Here is an 18,135-nt window from a genome sequence, read left to right on the forward strand (position 1 = left end):
AACTAATCACACTATTAACCAATTAAGCTAAGCGCTGCTTGTGGTAATTGGTTCGCTTGCGACAAGATTGATGTACCTGCTTGTTGCAAGATTTGGTTTTTAGTCATGTGCGCAGTTTCTGTTGCAAAGTCAGTATCTTGAATACGGCTACGTGAAGCAGATACGTTTTCAGAGATGTTTGCAAGGTTGCTGATTGTGTGACCAAAACGGTTTTGAACCGCACCTAGGCTCGCACGTTGGCTATCAATCTGTGCAATTGCCGAGTCAATAACATCAATTGCTTCTTGAGCAGATGTTTGGCTTGTTGAAATATCGATGCTGTTAACATCATTCAACGTTGAAGTTGCACCAGATAGTAGCTCAGCTGTATCCGCAGTACCGTCATCACCCACTGTGAACGACTGAGTTGATGTTAGGCGAAGCTCTGATGTTTTAGATACATCACCCGTACCCGCTGCAGTACCACCTAAAGTAACAGTACCCGCAGTTGAACCAACAATCTCAACACCATCAACATCAGTTGCTTTTAGGTCAATTGTATTTGCGTCTGCGTCGTAAGTTACATCAAAACCAGCTTTAGCAAGGTCTTCAGATAAACGCTCAGTGTTACCTGCGTAATCAGCTAGGTCATAAGACTCATCACCAATATTCAGTGTACCGTCGTCGTCTACACTAAGCGCAGCAATCTGTACTTCAACATATGCTTCAGCTTCAATACCTGTGTTTTCAGCATTTAAAGCATCTGCAACGTCTTTCGCAGAGTCAGTTCCACCTACAGCGATTGTTGCTGCACCTTTATAACCAGAGAATGTTACATCACCCGCTGTTGGAACATTACCGGCTGCAAGTGTATCTGCTGCTACTACACCAAAAGTAGTACCTGCACCTTTGATTTCATTTGCACCAAGATCCGTTGAGCTTGTACCATCTAATGTGATGTCAATTGTTTGGTTTGCATTTGAACCAACTTGGAACTGTTTTGTACCAAAGCTACCATCTAGTAGTTTTACACCACCGAATGTCGTTGTATCAGCGATACGTGTTAATTCTGTTTGTAGTGCTACAACTTCTTCTTGAAGTGCATCACGGTCTTCAGCAGAGTTTGAACCGTTAGCTGATTGTAGTGCTAGCTCACGCATACGTTGAAGGATACTTGTTGACTCATTCATCGCACCTTCAGCAGTTTGTGCCATTGAGATACCGTCGTTAGCATTACGTTGTGCTACTGCTAGACCATTTACCTGTGAAGTTAAACGGTTTGAAATTTGTAGGCCAGCCGCATCATCTTTTGCGCTGTTGATACGCATACCTGATGCTAAACGTTCCATTGAAGTTGCTAAGCCTTCACTTGAACGAGACAAGTTACGTTGAGCATTTAATGAAGATACATTTGTATTTACTGATAAAGCCATGATAAAACTCCTGATTACTTTCGTAATATATCTGTATTGATTTAACCAAGAACTTTCACAATTGTATGTTCAAGCTCTGTACTGGTTAAGTTAACGGCAGGTGAAGATTTATCTTTAGACTTTTTTTCAAAAAAAATGATATTTTTATTAGAAAATAATTTAACTGTTTAAAATTATTGAATTTTATTATTCATTAAACCGTCTATTTAAAGAAGATGTTTTGCATTCAATCCCTACATTTATCGCTTAAAAGAGCCATTATTACGTTTTCTACTAATGCAGTGATGCTTAATAAAACCGTGCGACCAAGAGTCACAACTATTACTCATCGTACTTATTAATAGCTATTTCAAGATAAAGTTGCCCGTAAGCTCTTTGGCAAAATCTAATTATCGATATCCACCTAGGATAGTAAAAGATCTGACGCTTAAAACAAAAAACGCACTCAGTGAGTGCGTTTTTAGAATAACAACTAATGTTAGCCACCCAATAGGCTGATTGCTGCTTGTGGTATTTGATTCGCTTGCGACAAAATTGACGTACCCGCTTGTTGCAAGATTTGGTTTTTCGTCATGTGCGCTGTTTCTGTTGCAAAATCAGTATCTTGAATACGGCTACGTGAAGCCGATACGTTTTCAGCAACATTCGCTAAGTTACTAATTGTGTGACCAAAACGGTTCTGTACCGCACCAAGTCCAGCTCGAATACTGTCAATTTGTGCAATTGCCGAGTCAATAACATCAATAGCACTTTGCGCACCATCTTGAGACGATGCAATATCAATATCTTTAACAGTAGATAACGTAGAGGCAGTTCCTGCAACAAGTTCTGCCGCGTCTGCCGTACCATCATCACCCACTGTAAACTGTTGAGTTGAGGTAAGTCTTAGTTCAGACGTTTTACTCACATCAGCTGCTGTTGCATTACCATCTAACTGCACCGTAGCACCTGGTAGCGTTGAACCTGTGATTTCAACCCCATTCACACCTTCAGCAGTTAGATCAATAGAGCCTGTATCTGCATCAAATTTTACATTAAAGCCATCTTTAGCAAGCTCTTCAGATAAACGTTCCGCGTTACCCGCAAACGTTGCTAAATCATAAGATTTAGTACCTACGTTTAAAGTACCATCATCATCAACACCTAAATTGTCGATTGTTACATTCACATAGGCTTTTGCTTCAATACCTGTATTTTCTGCATTAATTGCCTCAGCCACATCCACTGCTGATTGTGTATTTGCATAGGTATGTGTATAAGCACCCTTATAACCAGAGAAAGTTACGCTGCCACCAGTACCATTAGCAAACTCTGTTGCAAGTGTTGAGTTATTAAACTCACCAAAAACTGACCCACCACCTTTCACTTCATGTGAGCCGATATCACCCGCAGCTGTGCTCTCAAGTGTTACATCAATCGTTTGGTTCGCATCTGAGCCCACTTGGAATTGCTTAGTGCCAAAGGTTCCATCGAGTAGCTGTACACCACCGAACGTTGTTGTATCAGAGATACGAGTTAATTCTGTTTGTAATGCTGTAACTTCTTGCTGTAGCGCGTCTCTATCTTCTGCTGAGTTTGAACCATTTGCAGCTTGAAGCGCAAGCTCACGCATACGTTGTAAGATACTGGTAGACTCTTGCATCGCACCTTCAGCTGTTTGCGCCATTGAGATACCATCATTTGCGTTACGCTGTGCGACTGCAAGACCGTTTATTTGTGATGTTAAACGGTTTGAAATTTGTAGGCCCGCAGCATCGTCTTTGGCGCTATTAATACGCATACCTGACGCTAAGCGTTCCATTGAGGTTGTTAAACCTTGACTTGATTTATTCAGATTACGCTGTGCGTTTAGTGACGACACATTAGTATTGACTGTTAATGCCATTTTACCATCTCCTAGTTTTAATTAGGCTGTGGTCCAATGATAATGTGAGGAACCACGCGCTTTGTAAAACACATAAAGCAGGAAGCGTGCCAGCTCAAAAATAAATTTTAACATCTTGTTTTATAATAACTTTTAATTGACTCTTTATAATAAAGCTTATAATAAAAAAGCCAGTGACAATTTATTGCCACTGGCTTTTTTAGAAATAGGCAAACTATTTCCGATGTTTTGTCACTATAAATAATCAAACAATGTTAAGTTGGCTAAGCGCCCAAAAGTTGCTTGTGATGCCTGCAACGCTGTTTCATGTTTCGTTAGGTCGCTAATCGCTTCGGCCATGTCTACTTCAACTAGGTTTGCTTTACTCTCTTTATTATTAATATCTAACGCGCTATTTGAATCCGTCACTTGTTCAACCAAGTTCATGCGGGCACCTAAACTTGCTTGGGTAAACACAACTTGATCACTGGCATTTTGTAATTGTACTAAGCCATCAGCGAGTGCATCGTGCAGCTCATCGCCTTCAAGACCACTATTAAGGCTAGTGATCAGGTTTTGCATGGTATTGAGTACATTTTCTTTTTGCGGTTGTTGCAACGAAAAATCAAACGTACCAGGGGCTGCGCCCTCTAGCTTAAACTCCATACCGGCATATTCAATTGGCTCGCCTGTGTATTCACCAGTCACTGCTGGGGTGATTGGATTACCATAGCCATCATTAATAACATAGGTGTCAGGGTCACCAGGGTTAACACCCGGAACAAGTTCGACTTGAAATGTATTATCTGCAGGCAATGCCGTCGGGTTCAAGTCGTAATTCGCTTGATGGAACTTATCAAAATCAGCTTGTTTTTTGACATACACTGTACCCGATGTAACACCGCCTGCCGCTGTTCCCTCATTTGATACCACATCAAGGCGGGCATTCACTTTTTCGAACGCAGTAAAACCATTATCACTTGAGCGAACATCAACACCTTTAGCTATTGTTACTTTATGCTGTCCCTGATCGCCTTGATATTCATATAAGCCAGTTAGCGTATTCAGGCTGTATGTTTGCGTGCTATCTTGATAACCAGAAAAAATATACTTGCCATCTTCAGATTGGCTATTCATTGAGCTGAGCAAAGACTTTTGCAGCTCCTCCAGCTCGCTGGCAATGGTTTGTAAGTCTGTTTGGCTCATTGCTCCATTACCGGCACGAATTGTTAGCTCTTGCGCAGCCTGAATGGTGGTATTAATATTTTGTAGTACACTCTCTTCTGTTTCTAATCGGCCATTCAGTTGATTAATATTTTTAGTATACTGCTCGTTTGTCTGGATTTTATTTGTAAATAAAGATGCTTGCGAGTAGGCAGACGGGCTTTCTGAAGTCGATAAATATTTTTGTCCAGTATTCACGCGCTCTTGTGCATTAGCAACACCTTGCTGCCCTTCAAGAATTTTGTTGATACTGCTTTGGTACATTAAATTATTAGATAAACGCATAATTACCTCGCCGCACTTAATAAGGTATCAAAAACTGAACGGGCAGTCGCAAGCACTTGTGCAGACGCCGCATAAGATTGTTGAAAACGAAGCAAGTTAGCAGCTTCTTCATCTAGGTTTACACCCGACAAAGACTCATACCATGCTTCAGATTGCTCAGCCAACGCTGTAAAAGCCGCGCCATTCGTTTGAGCTTGCCCTGTAACAACACCAATATCAGACACTAAACCAGTATAGGCTTGATTAACGGTCTGATGATTATTATCTGCTGAGCCGTCAACATTTCGTCTCACGATATTTGAATTCTGAATATCAGCAAGCAATAAACCATTACGGTTATCGTCAATTCCGCCTTCATTTGCTTCCACAGTAAATGTATCACCTAAAGCAGGTGTACCTTCTATATCGAAATCAAAACCGTAATTTACAAAATTACCGCCTGCAGCTGAAAGTACATTTTTTAATGGCGGTGTTCCGTTGAATGTTTCAGTATTAACCCCATCAGACACTGTATATTCATCTGGCTCTGCAGTTTTAGAAATTGTAATACTGCCATTAGGTAAACTGACTGGAGAACCAAAATAGCCTGCATCGGTTACTGTTCCGGCAGAAATACTGGCATCACTGGTGTTGTTGATATCATTAGCAGTACGAATAGGCGATGCAAGCGCTAAGTCTTCGGGTCTGTTTGTAGCCAGCTCTAAATTGCCAGAAGCGTGAGAGTTTAATTTAACCATAAACTTATCACCGACATTCGCCGTGCCAGAAACATTGAGCTCTAAACCAAATGACTCACCACCGGCAGGTGTAATAGTTGAAGAGTCAATAACCCCACCCACAACATCTGCGGTTGTTACTGCACCAATTGGCTCACCTTTATTATCAACCGCTTGGATTTCCACTGTCGTAGGGCTGGTATAACTAATCACAAAATCACTGGCTGGTAGTGAACTACCAAACCCAGCTTCAACAGTTGCCGTCATTGATGCGTTACCCGTATTTGCCTGATACGCAAGGCCATTGGTTGAAGGGATAGCAAAAATATCTCCGCCCATTTCACCATTTGCAGTCATACCTAGGTGATTCTGTTGGTTGAATGCATCAGCAAGCGCCAACCCCATTTGACCAAGCTGGTTGTGTGCCGGCACGAGGATGTCATCACGAAATGATAAAAGACCACCAATTTTGCCTTTTAATTTACCCGTATCTACCTCAAGCGGCACAGCTTTGCCACCATTGACATCTAACTTAAGTTCTTGAAAACTCGGATCAGGATCGCCTGTTAAAGAAAATAAATTAAATGTACCATTTTCCATAACTAAGGCTTCGCCTGTGCCTAAATAAACTTGCTTTTCACCGTTACTTCCATCCAACGTTTCAATATCAATTAATTCAGATAAATCACGAATCGCTTTATCACGTTCATTATAAAGGCTACTTGAAAGTGACTCACGGTCAGTGCCATCAACAGCAACAATTTGTGAATTCAGTTCACTTATACTTTGAATTAAATTATTCGCTTCTTCGGAAAAGATTTCTAACTGCTCATTCACAACCGCTTTTTGCTCTGAAACAATCCCCGATAGTCTATCCATTTGATCAATTAGATTCTGTGCATCTGTCATCACTAAAGAACGCGCAACATTTGACGATGGCTGATTTAGGCTTTCTTGAATATTATTAAAAAACGAATTAACACTGGTTGATACACTATTTGACTCTTCTGAAAATAAGCTATCCATGCGGCTTGCTTCAGTTACAAATTGGTCAAAAAATGCTTTACTTGACGTGTCACGATTGAGCTGTTTTTGCGCAAACTCATTGAGTAAACGATAAGTTTCACCACGACCAACTTGATTGTCGATCATGGTAGTAAATTCTGTTCGCTCACGTACATAGCCTTCTGTATTAACATTGGCTATATTTTTACTGGTGGTTTGCAGCAACTGTGAGTTTGCTCTTATACCAGCATTTGCAATGTCATAAATATTAAATGACATGAGGGCTTACTCCTTAACGTACCAATGAAGCAGCAACACTTTGAAGCTCAACACGCTTTAGCACCTGCTTTATTTTATCGGCATAATTTGGGTCTGTTGCATAACCTGCTTTTTGTAAAGAATCTAAAAATGCTGCAGGCTCTGCGGTGTTTTCAAGTGCTTCTTGATAACGAGGATTCTCATTGAGGAAATCCACAAAATCATGAACACTTTCTTTAATTGATTGATAAGAACGAAAACTGGCTTGTTTCTTAACAGGCACACCTTGCTCAAACTCCAAAGTAAGTTTGCTTGCTTTGTCACCTTGCCAGCTTTTATCAGATTTAATATTGAATAAGTTGTTACTACTGGTGCCGTCTGCTTTACTAATAATGTGTTTTCCCCAACCTGTCTCAAGGGCTGCTTGCGCAACCATGACAGCAGGATTTAAACCAATTTTCTCAGCTGCATTTTTAGCATGTTCCCACACCGTGCTGATAAATGATTCAGCATCATCAAAGCGATTTTCAGTTTGTTCATTGGCTGACGTAGTCTCGACAGCTTTAGTCGTCGTATCTGGCTGTTCAACACTACTTGCACGTCTATCACTGTTAAACTCAGTTGTTGTTCTAAGCACAGAGCCTGGCATAAATTTTTTGCCATCAGGCGATAACTGCTGAACAATAAGATCTGCTAAACCCAATGAGCCATTTGAAGACAGCTCGACTGATAGCTGCTGATCATGCATCTCTTCAAAAAACTTTACGCCACTGGTGTTAAAAGGACTGTCTTTATCTTCGAACGCTTCATTCGCTTTACGCATGCTCTTCAAGAGCATTTGTGTGAAGATAGATTCAAATTGTGCCGCCGCCTTTTTTAGCGCTTCTTTTGACGCATCGCTAGAGGCATCATTTTTTAGGGCACTTTGACGTAATGAGTCTAAGTTACCTAAATCAAAAAAGTTTTGCTTGTCGAGATGATTAGTATCCATCAGCTTTTTGACACAATAATTATTAATACCCAATCAAATGCAAAAAATGAGCCAACAAATAAGAGAAAAGAATGTAGAATAATAACGCAGAGACTAAAAACGCGCTTTCGCGCGTTTTTAGTTAATTAAATAATCACAAGTTGCCCGTTTATGGCCCCTGCTTGCTTAAGAGCTTCAAGAATGGCCATTAAGTCACCTGGGGCTGCCCCTACTTCGTTAATAGCACGCACCAGATCATCAAGACTAATTCCTGGATTAAATACAAATGCACGAGAATCATCTTGGTTAACATCGATAATACTTTGATTAGTCACAACTGTTTCACCCTCGCTAAATGCGTTTGGCTGCGAAACATTTTGCTGCTCAGCAATGGTAACGGTTAATCCACCATGCGTTATCGCCGCCGGTTGCAACTTAACATTCTTACCAATCACTATTGTGCCTGTACGTGAATTAACAATAATTTTTGCTGCAGTGTCAGCAGGCTTGAACTCCAAATTTTCAAGCGTTGATAAATAAGCAACACGCTGCGATGCATCACGAGGTGCAAGCACTCTCACTGACGCCGCATCAATTGCTTGCGCGCTATTTGGACCAACTAAGTCATTAATTGTTTGCTCTAATCTTTTTGCTGTTGTGAAATCTGGGCGATTCAAATTAAAGGTAATGTAGTCACCTTGCATAAACGGGCTTTTAACTGCTCTCTCAACCGTTGCGCCATTTGGAATACGCCCAACAGTGGGTGTATTGATAATAACACGGCTACCGTCAGCACCTTCTGCCCCTAACCCACCGACGACAAGGCTACCTTGGGCAATCGCATAGGTGTTGCCATCCACCCCTTTTAAGAAGGTTTGCAGTAATGTACCGCCACGTAAACTTCCTGCACTACCAATTGAAGAAACAGTGATGTCAATTGTTTGGCCAGGCTTTCTAAATGCAGGCAGTTCTGCATGCACAGCAACAGCGGCAACATTTTTAATTTTTGGCTTTAAACTCGCCGGCAAAGTTATGCCAAAACCATTGAGCATGGCTTTAAAGCTTTGTTCAGTAAAACGGCTTTGCTCACCAGTACCTGGCAAACCAACAACCAGACCATAGCCAACTAATTGGTTAGAGCGAACACCTTCAACCATAGAGACATCTTTAACCCGCTCAGCCTGCACACTAAACTGCAAACTAAGTAAGCAAAGTGCGATGATGTATTTAACCCCATTCATGATGTGTTACCTCTAAAAAGGAAAAAGTGAACTGCTGAAGAATCGTGAAAGCCACCCAGCACTTTGCGACTCTTGCATTTGCCCTTTTCCTGAATATTGAATTCGTGCATTCGCAATGCGATTTGATGTGACTGTATTATCGGCAGTGACATCTTCAGGGCGAACTAAGCCTTCTAAACGAATAAATTCTTCGCCTGTATTTAAGGTTAACCACTTTTCACCGCGGATCACTAAATTGCCATTAGGCAAAACGCGCATTACATTGACGGATATATCACCAAATAAGCTATTAGACTGGTTTGACTTTGAATCGCCTTTAAACGATGAACCTGAGCCAATGCCAAACTGGATGCTATCTCCGCCTATATTAACTGGGTTTCCACCTAAGCCGATAACCGGATCTAAGCTGGCATCCGTTTCTTTATCTGTTTCAGTTTTTGCCGCTTTCGATGCTTGCGTAGACTCTTGCAACTTAACAGTAATAATATCGCCTGTTCTGAGTGCTTTTTTATCTGAATACAGATCATTTGACAGATAACTATCAAACAATGAACCTGTTGGTACCATTTGTTCAGCAGAAGGCTCTGGATACATAGGTGCATAGTAAGGGTCATCCTGAACCACATGGTGGTTCTGTGTTGACATACAACCACCTAACATAAATGCTGCCGATGTGACTAAGATAATATTACGCATGCGACCCCCTACCCATTAAAGCTGCTGATTAATATAGCTAAGCATTTCATCAACCGCTGAAATCACTTTTGAATTCATTTCATAAATTCGTTGCGTTTCAATCAGATTAACAAGCTCTTCGGTTACATTAACGTTCGACGTTTCAAGTGATCCTTGAACCACAGTGCCTAAGCCATCAATACCTGGATTACCTTGCACAGGCGCACCACTTACAGCGGTTTCTGTATACAGGTTTTGCCCCATCGGCTCTAAACCCGACGGATTAATAAAATCACTGATTGTAAGCTGACCAATCACGACATTTTCTGCTTGTCCTGCCACCCGCACGGATACTTCACCGTCTTGTGAAACAGTGATTGATTGTGCATCGTCAGGAACATTCATTTCAGGCTGAATAGGGAAACCCGCACCAGAGGTTACAATTCGGCCATCTTCATCGGTTGTAAATTGACCATTACGTGAGTAAGCAATATTTCCATCTGGCAGTTGTACTTCGAAAAAGCCGGGGCCTGAAATCATCCAATCGAGTGAGTTTTCGGTAGTAAGCATGTTACCTTGCGAAAAGTTCTTTTGGTTTGCAACTACTTTTGCACCCGCACCAAGCATTAAACCTGATGGCATCTCAGTATCTTGTGATGAGCGACCACCAGGCTGATTGATATTTTGATATAGTAAATCTTCGAATACAGCACGGCTTTTTTTATAGCCTACCGTACTGGCATTCGCGAGATTATTTGAAATCACCGAAATATCGGTTTGTTGGGCATCAAGCCCTGTTTTACTGATCCACAATGCAGGATTCATAATTCTACCCTCTCAGTGCTATTAAACGATGCGTAACAGCTGATCTTGACGTTCATCAATCTCTTCCGCTGTTTTCATCAATTTAACTTGTAATTCAAATTGGCGTTGATGGCTGATCATATCGACCATTTCATGTACAGGATTCACATTGGACATTTCAAGTGTGCCTGATAACACCTCTACATTTTCTGACACATCACAAAAGGTACATTGACCATTCACTAAGGTCTCTGGTTTTGGCCGAAATAAGCCATCATTACCTTTTTCAAGTTGCGTGTTGTCAGCCTCAATAACCTTAAGTCTGTCAACGACTTCTAAAAAGTTTGCTGGCGCACCTTGAGGTCGAACTTGTATAGAACCATCAGAACTAAATTCAACTTTTTCAATCGGCAGTGGCAAAATAATCGGACCACCTTCGCCAATAACTTGACGTCCATGGCTGGTCATTAATGCGCCATCGGGAGTAATGTTTAATGTGCCGGCTTTTGTATAAGCTTCGTTACCTGAGGCATCTTGAACACTTAGCCAACCTCTATCGCTCAATGCAACATCAAGATCGCGCCCAGTCTCAACATACCCACCCGACTCCATATTTGAGCCAGGTCGCTCTTGCATAGAAAACACGCGTGTAGGCATGCCTTCACCAAATGCTTGCATAGAGCGGGCTTGTGCAAAATCAGCTTTAAAGCCAGTGGTGTTAGCATTCGCTAGGTTATTAGCCTTTAGGGCTAGACCTCGCATACTTTGCTTAGCACCCGACATGGCAATGTAGACCATTTTGTCCATAACATTGACTCATTAAAAATACGATATTTGATAAATGCAATAACAGTGCCAAAGTAAAATTGACGCCTTATTTAAGCGCCTATGGAATGTAAAGCTCTCTGTTGTAGCGGTGTGGGCCTATATGACTAAAATGAAAAAGGCTGCCTATTAAAGAGCAGCCCTTGTGTCGGATTGAGTTGAAGATCCGCTATTATTAACGGATCTGTAAGATATTTTGTTGCAGTGTTGAGTTCACTTCAAGCGCACGCGAGTTTGCTTGGAAGTTACGCTGTGCACTAATCAAATCAACTAACTCAGTTGTTAAGTTCACGTTTGACTGCTCAAGAGCAGAAGAATTCACAGTACCAAGTGTACCTGAACCTGGCTCCCCAGCAATAGGCTCACCAGAGGTTAAGCTTTTCTTCCACGATGTATCGCCCACTTGTTGTAAGCCTTGTGAATTAGAAAAACGAACCATGGCAACTTGCCCTAGGAATGAGGTATCACCATTACTGTACGAAGCAACAACCTTACCATCTGTGCCAATATCAATACCTGCTAGGCGGCCCACTGTTGCGCCATCTTGTTCAAGTGCTTTCACTTCAAAGCGGCTGGCATACTGGGTTGGTATTTTATTCGTAGTACCTGCTTCATCACGCCAGTTAATATTAACGTCTTCAGGGAAACTCGCACCATTTGATAATAAGTCAGATAAACCAACCCCAGCACCCGCACCATTTGGGATAGAAAGTGGGTTGAAGGTAGCATCTGTGTTTGGTGCACCATTTGTGTTTAATGGCAAACCACTTGAATCAAATTGAAATGTCGATAATGGTGTGTAAGGTGCTGCTGTTTCTTCAACACCTGCTGGGCTAAATGATTTCTCATCAAGCGTAGCATACACTTGCCACTCATTGTCATTCCCCGTTACAGTCGCATCTGTTTTAACAAAATAAAGCTGTAATACGTGCGGCTCACCCAGTGAGTCATATATCGTTGTCGATGTCGAACTGTTATACGACGCACTTGTCTCAGGATCAAAAGGCGTCACTGTTGGCGTAGTAGAACGTGAATCTAGATTGAACGATGAATACACGTTATTTGTTGAACGCGGCGAGCCTGATGAGTCTGGGATTTGAATAGCTGAAGAGGTACTTAAGCTCACTGACGTTGTATCGCCTGTTGCAGGGTCCACAGGGAAACCTTGTAAGTAGTTTCCTTTAGCATCAACAACAAAGTTATCTTTATTTAGCTTAAAGGCACCAGCGCGCGTATAAGTAAAATCTTGAGCACCTAGCTCTTGGCTCATCGCGAAATAACCTTCACCAGTGATGGCTAAATCAAGCGAGTTATTAGTAAACTGTAGTGACCCCTGATGGAACTGTTGAGCCACCATGGTTGTTTGCACACCGTCACCATTTTTAGTTCGACCTGAGCTAAACACTGAAGATGCATATACATCTGCAAATTCAGCTCGTGATTCTTTAAAGCCTGTCGTATTAACGTTCGCAATATTATTTGCTGTTACATCTAAATCTTTTTGCGCGGCAGCAAGTCCGGTTAATGCAATATTGAAGCTCATAATTCACCTCTAAAGTGTCAATCTGTAGCACTTGGCTAACTAATTAATCTGTATAATTAAGCGATTTCTGCTACATCAGTTAGCCTAACCGCGCCTTCTTTAGTATTTATAATAATGCCGCTCGAACCATTAATGTTGACACTCTCAATGTTCTTGAAAGTCGCTATCGGTAAGCTAGTATAGTCACCATTAACACTTCCCTCGGCTTTGATTTTGTACTCGCCAGGAGGCAAACGTTCACCATCTTCATTTTCGCCATCCCATTCAAAACGAATTGCACCAGCAGATTGCGCACCTAACTCAATGGTTCTGACAAGTTGGCCCGATTCGTCTTCAATACGTAGTGTTAACTTATCTACCGGTTTTTCTGCAACAACAGATCCTTTAGAAACACCCGTTTCATTTAAATCCAACATATTTGACTCAAGCAACGCTTGTTTACCCACTAAAGTAGATGCTTGTAGTGCCGAGTTAGATGTCATCGAAGCCGTAAGGGATTCAAATTTACTATTAAGATTTGAAATACCTTCTGCCATGGTAAAGTTTGTCATCTGAGCAATCATTTGATCATTGTCAGCGGGCTTACTCGGATCTTGAAACGATAACTGCTGAGTTAATAACGAGAAGAAATCTTCTTGTGTTAATGTGTCATCTTTCTCTTCTGTTTTCGTTTGATTGTCTTGCCAACGTAAGTTATCTAAATACGTGGATGACGCACTGCTGATGTCGTTACTCATAACTTATCCTCGGTTACCGCTGCCCAAGCAACAGTGTTTTACTTAACATTTGCTTTGCTGCATCAGCAACTTGCACATTTGTTTGATAAGAGCGAGAGGCAGAAATCATATTAGCCATTTCTTCTACGACGTTAACATTAGGCTTGTAGATATAACCGTTTTCATCTGCACTTGGATGATTCGGGTTATATTCAATTTGCAGGGGCTTGTCGCTCTCTACAATACCCAGTACTTTAACGCCAACAGAAGAGCCCTGAGGATTGCTTTGTGATGCTGACGCTTTTGTTAGTTCAGCGGCAAACACAGGATGGCGCGCTCGGTAAGTCTCATTTTGACTTGAGCTAATCGTATTTGCATTTGAGATATTACTCGCCGTGGTATTTAAACGCACATTTTGTGCACTCATCCCCGTACCTGAAATATCAAAAACATTATATAAACTCATGATTAAGCTCCTTGACTACCGAGGGCTTTTTTAAGGCCTTTAATTTTACTACTCATAAATTGCAGGCTTGCCTGATACTCTAATGAGTTTTGTACATACAAGTTTCGTTCCACTTGTATATCAACAGAGTTACCATCACCTGTATCTGCTTGATTTGGCGTGCGAAACATTTCTGAGTTACCAACAAAACGACTACCACCCGCAAGGTGTTTCTCGTTTGTACGTACCATAGTGTTGCCGCTTTGTTGGTTGCTTTTTGCCGCTTTTAATGCAGATGCAAAATCCACATCTTTTGCCTTGTAGCCCGGCGTATCAGCATTAGCGATATTCGTCGCTAATAACTCAGCACGTTGTGAACGGATCAACATTGCATGGGGGTGAACACCGAATGCTTTATCAAAACTGATAGCCATAACCATCTCCAAAAATTTGACTCTGCGTAGCATAATGCAAAAGATAAGCCAAAAATTAAGGGGGCTATAAATATGGTTATAACTAATTGAAAATAAATAAAATATAGCAACCTAATCGTTAGGTTGCTAGGAGGGAATTATTTCTTCTGGTAGATGATACCTGGATTACAACGTACCATATCAAAACTATCACTTAAACCTGCCATTGACTCAGATGCACCTAAAAATAAATAGCCTTTAGGGTTAAGTGCCTGCGCAAATTGCGCAATAATTTTTGCCTTAACCTCTGGTGAAAAGTAAATCAGTACATTGCGGCAAAAAATAATATCAAACTTGCCCATCAAGGCATAAGAATCTAATAAGTTTAGATGCCTAAAACTGACCATTTTTCTTATTGGATCAACCACCTGCGCCATACCATTGCCACTATCCTTAAAGAACTTTTGCCGCCTTTCCATCGACAAGCCTCGTGCGAGGGCAAGTGAGTCGTATTCTGCATTCTTACACATATCAAGCATAGTATTTGAAATATCAGTACCGATAATCTGCGCACCCATTTTTAAAACACCAGGTTGCTTAGACTGAAACTCAGCAACCGACATAGCTATCGAGTAAGGCTCTTGACCAGAAGAGCTTGCCGCAGACCAAATTTTCACCGGTCTACGCAAGTCTTTAAATTCAGGAAACAATTTAGTTTTAAGTAACTCAAAGGGGTATTGATCACGAAACCAAAGTGTTTCGTTTGTCGTCATCGCATCAACAACTGCGGCACGTAACTGCCTCTCATGAGGGCTTAATGTTTTGCTCACAAGCTGTGATAACGATTCCACACTAAAGCGAGCCATCAATGGGGCTAGGCGACTCTTAACTAAATAAAGTTTATTATCACCTAACACAATCCCACATTGTTGCTCTAAAAAAGAGCGAAATTGATCGTATTCGCTTTGTTGTAAGTGCTTATTTTCCAAAGTAATACCACCTATAAATTATTAATCACAGTGAACCCATTTTTTAACAGCTCTCGCTAATTCATCAGGGTTAAACTTTGCAATAAAATCATCCGCACCCACTTTTTCAATCATTGCTTGATTAAATACACCACTCAGCGATGTATGTAAAATAACATGTAGCGGTGATAATTTTGGATCGGCTTTTATTTCTGCTGTTAGGGTATAACCGTCCATTTCAGGCATTTCAACATCAGATATCAGCAACCCAACACGTTCAGTGATGTTGTTTTGACAGTCAAGTTCAGCAATTTCACGTAGCCTGAGTAACGCTTCTTTACCATTTTTAGCAAGTTCAGTTTGCACACCTAATGGCTCAAGTGCACGCTTAACTTGGTTTCTTGCTACCGCAGAATCATCAGCAATAAAGACAATGCGTTCGCCTAAATCTTTTTGAATTTCGCCTTCGCCCACAACCTCAGCGCTGACCTCAGTATTAACCGGGCAAATCTCGTTAAGAATCTTTTCAACGTCAAGGATCTCTACCAGCTCGTTTTCAATTTCGGTAACGGCTGTCAAATACGAATAACGGCCAGCGCCTGATGGCGGAGGCATAATTTTTTCCCAATTCATATTTACAATACGTTCAACACCACCGACTAAAAAGCCTTGAACTGAGCGATTGTATTCCGCAATGATAATAAAACTATCTTTAATATTTTCAATCGCAGGACCGCCAACAGCCATAGATAAATCGATAACTGAGATAGTTTGACCTCGAATATGGGCCACACCACGGATATAGGCGTTTGATTTTGGCATGTTTGTAAGCGGTGGGCATTGTAAAACCTCTCTTACTTTAAACACGTTAATACCAAAGCGTTGACGCCCTCTGAGTTTGAATAATAGTAATTCAAGGCGGTTTTGCCCAACCAACTGAGTACGCTGGTTAACTGAGTCTAAAATGCCTGCCATTTCAATCTCCTAAAGATAAACAACCAGAGTCGGAACAATAATTGCTTTCTTTGTGTTAAAGCTACATAAGGTTACAAAGCGTCTGTTTTTTGACGCAAAATATTTATACCTTGTTTTCAACCATAAGCATAGTCGAAACATGATGAGTTTGTTAAAAAAAAGCCGAAGATACAGTGTTTTTTATTTTCTTGCTAGCCTGTTGCTTAGTACGCAACTTCACGCTGAAGTCTATAATCACCAGCAACTTCAACAAATCGCTATCGATTTTATCAGCGAACAAATAACTGATCTGGATTCAACACCACAAGTCAGCGCACTGCCTCTTGATAGCCGAATCCCTGATAGGCCTTGTCAGTTACCGCTGAGTAAAACCGTTCCGACTGAACCTCCTTTTAATCGGCAGGTAACCGTACAACTTAAATGCGAAGACTTAAATAGTTGGACGCAGTATGTGCATGTCAGAATTATTGAACTTGAGCCTGTGGTAGTAGTAACAACCAATTTAACTCGTGGAGAGGTTATTAAAGCTGAACATCTGCGTCTTGAAATGAAGCCTAAACAATTTGTTCGTACGCAATATATTCAAGATGAATCAGTGCTAATAGGAAGTCGGAGCAAACGTAATATCCGCAGCGGTCTTCCGATTGTCATGAGCCATATTTGTATGGTGTGCAAAGGGGATAATGTAACCATCATTGCAGCGATACGTGGACTTAGAATCAAAACAACAGGTGTTGCTTTAGAAGATGGTACGCTTGATGAATTAGTACGTGTAAAAAACAAAAAATCAGGTAAAGTATTAAATGCACGCGTGGATGGTGTCGAGTCTGTACAGGTGAATATTTAATTTTTAATATTTATGTTAAAGTATCTTGTGTGCCTGCCGATACCAAGGCATATGTTGGGTAATGTATAGGTCAAAATAATGGTAAGCAACGTCAATAATAATAGTCAGCAAACATCTGTGTTGACGAATACCAAGCAAAAACAGCTTGATTTACAAAAAGATAACCTTAACACGCAAACGGCTAAATCAGCTGCGCCTAAAGCCAGTGCAGATTCAGTGAGTTTAACGCCGCAAGCAAAGCAATTAAAATCTTTGCAAGAAAAGGCTGAGCAGTCATCTGGTTTTGACAGTACAAAAGTCGCTGAGTTGAAAAAAGCAATCAGCGAAGGAAAGTATCAAATTGATACTGAAAAACTAGCAAAGAACATCGCAGCATTCGAGTTTGACGTTTATGGCTGATCATAACCATTTAATTGCCAGCAAATTAACACAGCAAGTCTCTTATTTAGAGTCTATTGCTGCGCTTTTAGATGATGAGCTAACAGCCATTGCCTCAAAACGAGGTGAAGGTTTAAAAGAGATTGCCCAACAAAAAATCGCCTTATTACAAAAAATTCAAACGCTTGATAAAGAAGTTCAGGTGCTTGTGAGTAAAAATGATGCTCAAGATGAAGACGTTTCTTCACTTATCACGCAGGTGAATGAGCTTCTTACAAATTGCAAAAAGAAAAACGATGTCAATGCACATGCCGCACATCAAGCCCAACTAAGTGTAAAACAATTAAAAGATATTTTAATTGGTGCACCATCGTCTATGACCTATGATCAAGGTGGCAGTGTTATTCAGGGCGAGAATAAAATTGTACATAACCTAAAAGCGTAATGCGTTTGGGTTATCTCTCCTTTATTACGACAACCTCACAAATTGATAGCCCCCTCTGATAAGCCACTTTGCTATTTGCCGAAAAGATGGCGCTGTAAACCTGATTATTGCTCCAAGTTATTGCTT

18 protein-coding genes are annotated in these 18,135 nt (G+C 41.0%); 3 read left to right on the top strand and 15 right to left on the bottom strand.

Annotation, left to right across the window (positions count from 1 at the left end; all coding sequences use genetic code 11):
* Positions 1-14 precede the first annotated feature (14 nt).
* From L3Q70_RS11840 to L3Q70_RS11915, 15 genes are all read right to left on the bottom strand, one after another.
* Positions 15-1,412 (bottom strand): flagellin, encoded by a 1,398-nt coding sequence (locus tag L3Q70_RS11840; protein ID WP_193987627.1) that lies wholly within the window; start codon positions 1,410-1,412, stop codon positions 15-17.
* A 478-nt stretch (positions 1,413-1,890) separates the two neighbouring features.
* Complete coding sequence (locus tag L3Q70_RS20380; RefSeq protein ID WP_062569713.1) at positions 1,891-3,297, bottom strand: flagellin; 1,407 nt, start codon at positions 3,295-3,297, stop codon at positions 1,891-1,893.
* Between the two features lie 234 nt (positions 3,298-3,531).
* A complete protein-coding gene (gene flgL, locus L3Q70_RS11855) occupies positions 3,532-4,785 on the bottom strand; it encodes a flagellar hook-associated protein FlgL (RefSeq protein WP_062569712.1) in 1,254 nt (417 codons plus the stop codon).
* 2 nt (positions 4,786-4,787) lie between these two features.
* Positions 4,788-6,785 carry a flagellar hook-associated protein FlgK gene (flgK, locus tag L3Q70_RS11860; protein ID WP_062569711.1) on the bottom strand — a complete coding sequence of 666 codons (1,998 nt, stop codon included), beginning with the start codon at positions 6,783-6,785 and terminating at the stop codon, positions 4,788-4,790.
* A gap of 13 nt (positions 6,786-6,798) precedes the next feature.
* Entirely contained in the window at positions 6,799-7,755 is a 957-nt protein-coding gene (gene flgJ / locus L3Q70_RS11865; RefSeq protein ID WP_193987629.1) for a flagellar assembly peptidoglycan hydrolase FlgJ, read from the bottom strand.
* A gap of 125 nt (positions 7,756-7,880) precedes the next feature.
* Positions 7,881-8,975 (bottom strand): flagellar basal body P-ring protein FlgI, encoded by a 1,095-nt coding sequence (locus L3Q70_RS11870; RefSeq protein ID WP_062569709.1) that lies wholly within the window; start codon positions 8,973-8,975, stop codon positions 7,881-7,883.
* A gap of 12 nt (positions 8,976-8,987) precedes the next feature.
* The gene (gene flgH / locus L3Q70_RS11875) at positions 8,988-9,671 is read right to left on the bottom strand and encodes a flagellar basal body L-ring protein FlgH (protein ID WP_062569708.1); all 684 of its coding nucleotides are present in this window, start codon (positions 9,669-9,671) and stop codon (positions 8,988-8,990) included.
* A 15-nt stretch (positions 9,672-9,686) separates the two neighbouring features.
* Entirely contained in the window at positions 9,687-10,475 is a 789-nt protein-coding gene (flgG, locus tag L3Q70_RS11880; RefSeq protein WP_062569707.1) for a flagellar basal-body rod protein FlgG, read from the bottom strand.
* Between the two features lie 21 nt (positions 10,476-10,496).
* Entirely contained in the window at positions 10,497-11,261 is a 765-nt protein-coding gene (locus L3Q70_RS11885) for a flagellar basal body rod protein FlgF (RefSeq protein ID WP_062569706.1), read from the bottom strand.
* A gap of 193 nt (positions 11,262-11,454) precedes the next feature.
* Entirely contained in the window at positions 11,455-12,822 is a 1,368-nt protein-coding gene (flgE, locus tag L3Q70_RS11890) for a flagellar hook protein FlgE (RefSeq protein ID WP_062569705.1), read from the bottom strand.
* Positions 12,823-12,878: 56 nt separating this feature from the next.
* The gene (locus tag L3Q70_RS11895; RefSeq protein ID WP_062569704.1) at positions 12,879-13,559 is read right to left on the bottom strand and encodes a flagellar hook assembly protein FlgD; all 681 of its coding nucleotides are present in this window, start codon (positions 13,557-13,559) and stop codon (positions 12,879-12,881) included.
* 13 nt (positions 13,560-13,572) lie between these two features.
* Positions 13,573-14,004: a flagellar basal body rod protein FlgC gene (gene flgC, locus L3Q70_RS11900; RefSeq protein WP_062569703.1), complete on the bottom strand. Its 432-nt coding sequence runs from the start codon at positions 14,002-14,004 to the stop codon at positions 13,573-13,575.
* Between the two features lie 2 nt (positions 14,005-14,006).
* Complete coding sequence (gene flgB, locus L3Q70_RS11905; protein WP_062569702.1) at positions 14,007-14,417, bottom strand: flagellar basal body rod protein FlgB; 411 nt, start codon at positions 14,415-14,417, stop codon at positions 14,007-14,009.
* Between the two features lie 137 nt (positions 14,418-14,554).
* Entirely contained in the window at positions 14,555-15,385 is an 831-nt protein-coding gene (locus L3Q70_RS11910; RefSeq protein ID WP_062569701.1) for a protein-glutamate O-methyltransferase CheR, read from the bottom strand.
* A gap of 21 nt (positions 15,386-15,406) precedes the next feature.
* Entirely contained in the window at positions 15,407-16,339 is a 933-nt protein-coding gene (locus tag L3Q70_RS11915) for a chemotaxis protein (protein WP_062569700.1), read from the bottom strand.
* A 142-nt stretch (positions 16,340-16,481) separates the two neighbouring features.
* Here L3Q70_RS11915 and flgA point away from each other — a divergent pair, with 142 nt between their 5' ends.
* From flgA to flgN, 3 genes are all read left to right on the top strand, one after another.
* Positions 16,482-17,186, top strand: a complete 705-nt coding sequence (gene flgA / locus L3Q70_RS11920) for a flagellar basal body P-ring formation chaperone FlgA (protein WP_062570034.1) — start codon at positions 16,482-16,484, stop codon at positions 17,184-17,186.
* Between the two features lie 78 nt (positions 17,187-17,264).
* A complete protein-coding gene (flgM, locus tag L3Q70_RS11925; RefSeq protein WP_062569699.1) occupies positions 17,265-17,585 on the top strand; it encodes a flagellar biosynthesis anti-sigma factor FlgM in 321 nt (106 codons plus the stop codon).
* Positions 17,578-18,009 carry a flagellar protein FlgN gene (gene flgN, locus L3Q70_RS11930; RefSeq protein WP_062569698.1) on the top strand — a complete coding sequence of 144 codons (432 nt, stop codon included), beginning with the start codon at positions 17,578-17,580 and terminating at the stop codon, positions 18,007-18,009. Before flgM ends, flgN begins: the two co-directional genes overlap by 8 nt.
* Positions 18,010-18,135: the final 126 nt, after the last annotated feature.

Origin of the sequence: Pseudoalteromonas sp. CF6-2 (genome assembly GCF_021729425.1) — a bacterium.
In the GTDB taxonomy this organism is placed as follows: Bacteria; Pseudomonadota; Gammaproteobacteria; order Enterobacterales; family Alteromonadaceae; genus Pseudoalteromonas; species Pseudoalteromonas arabiensis.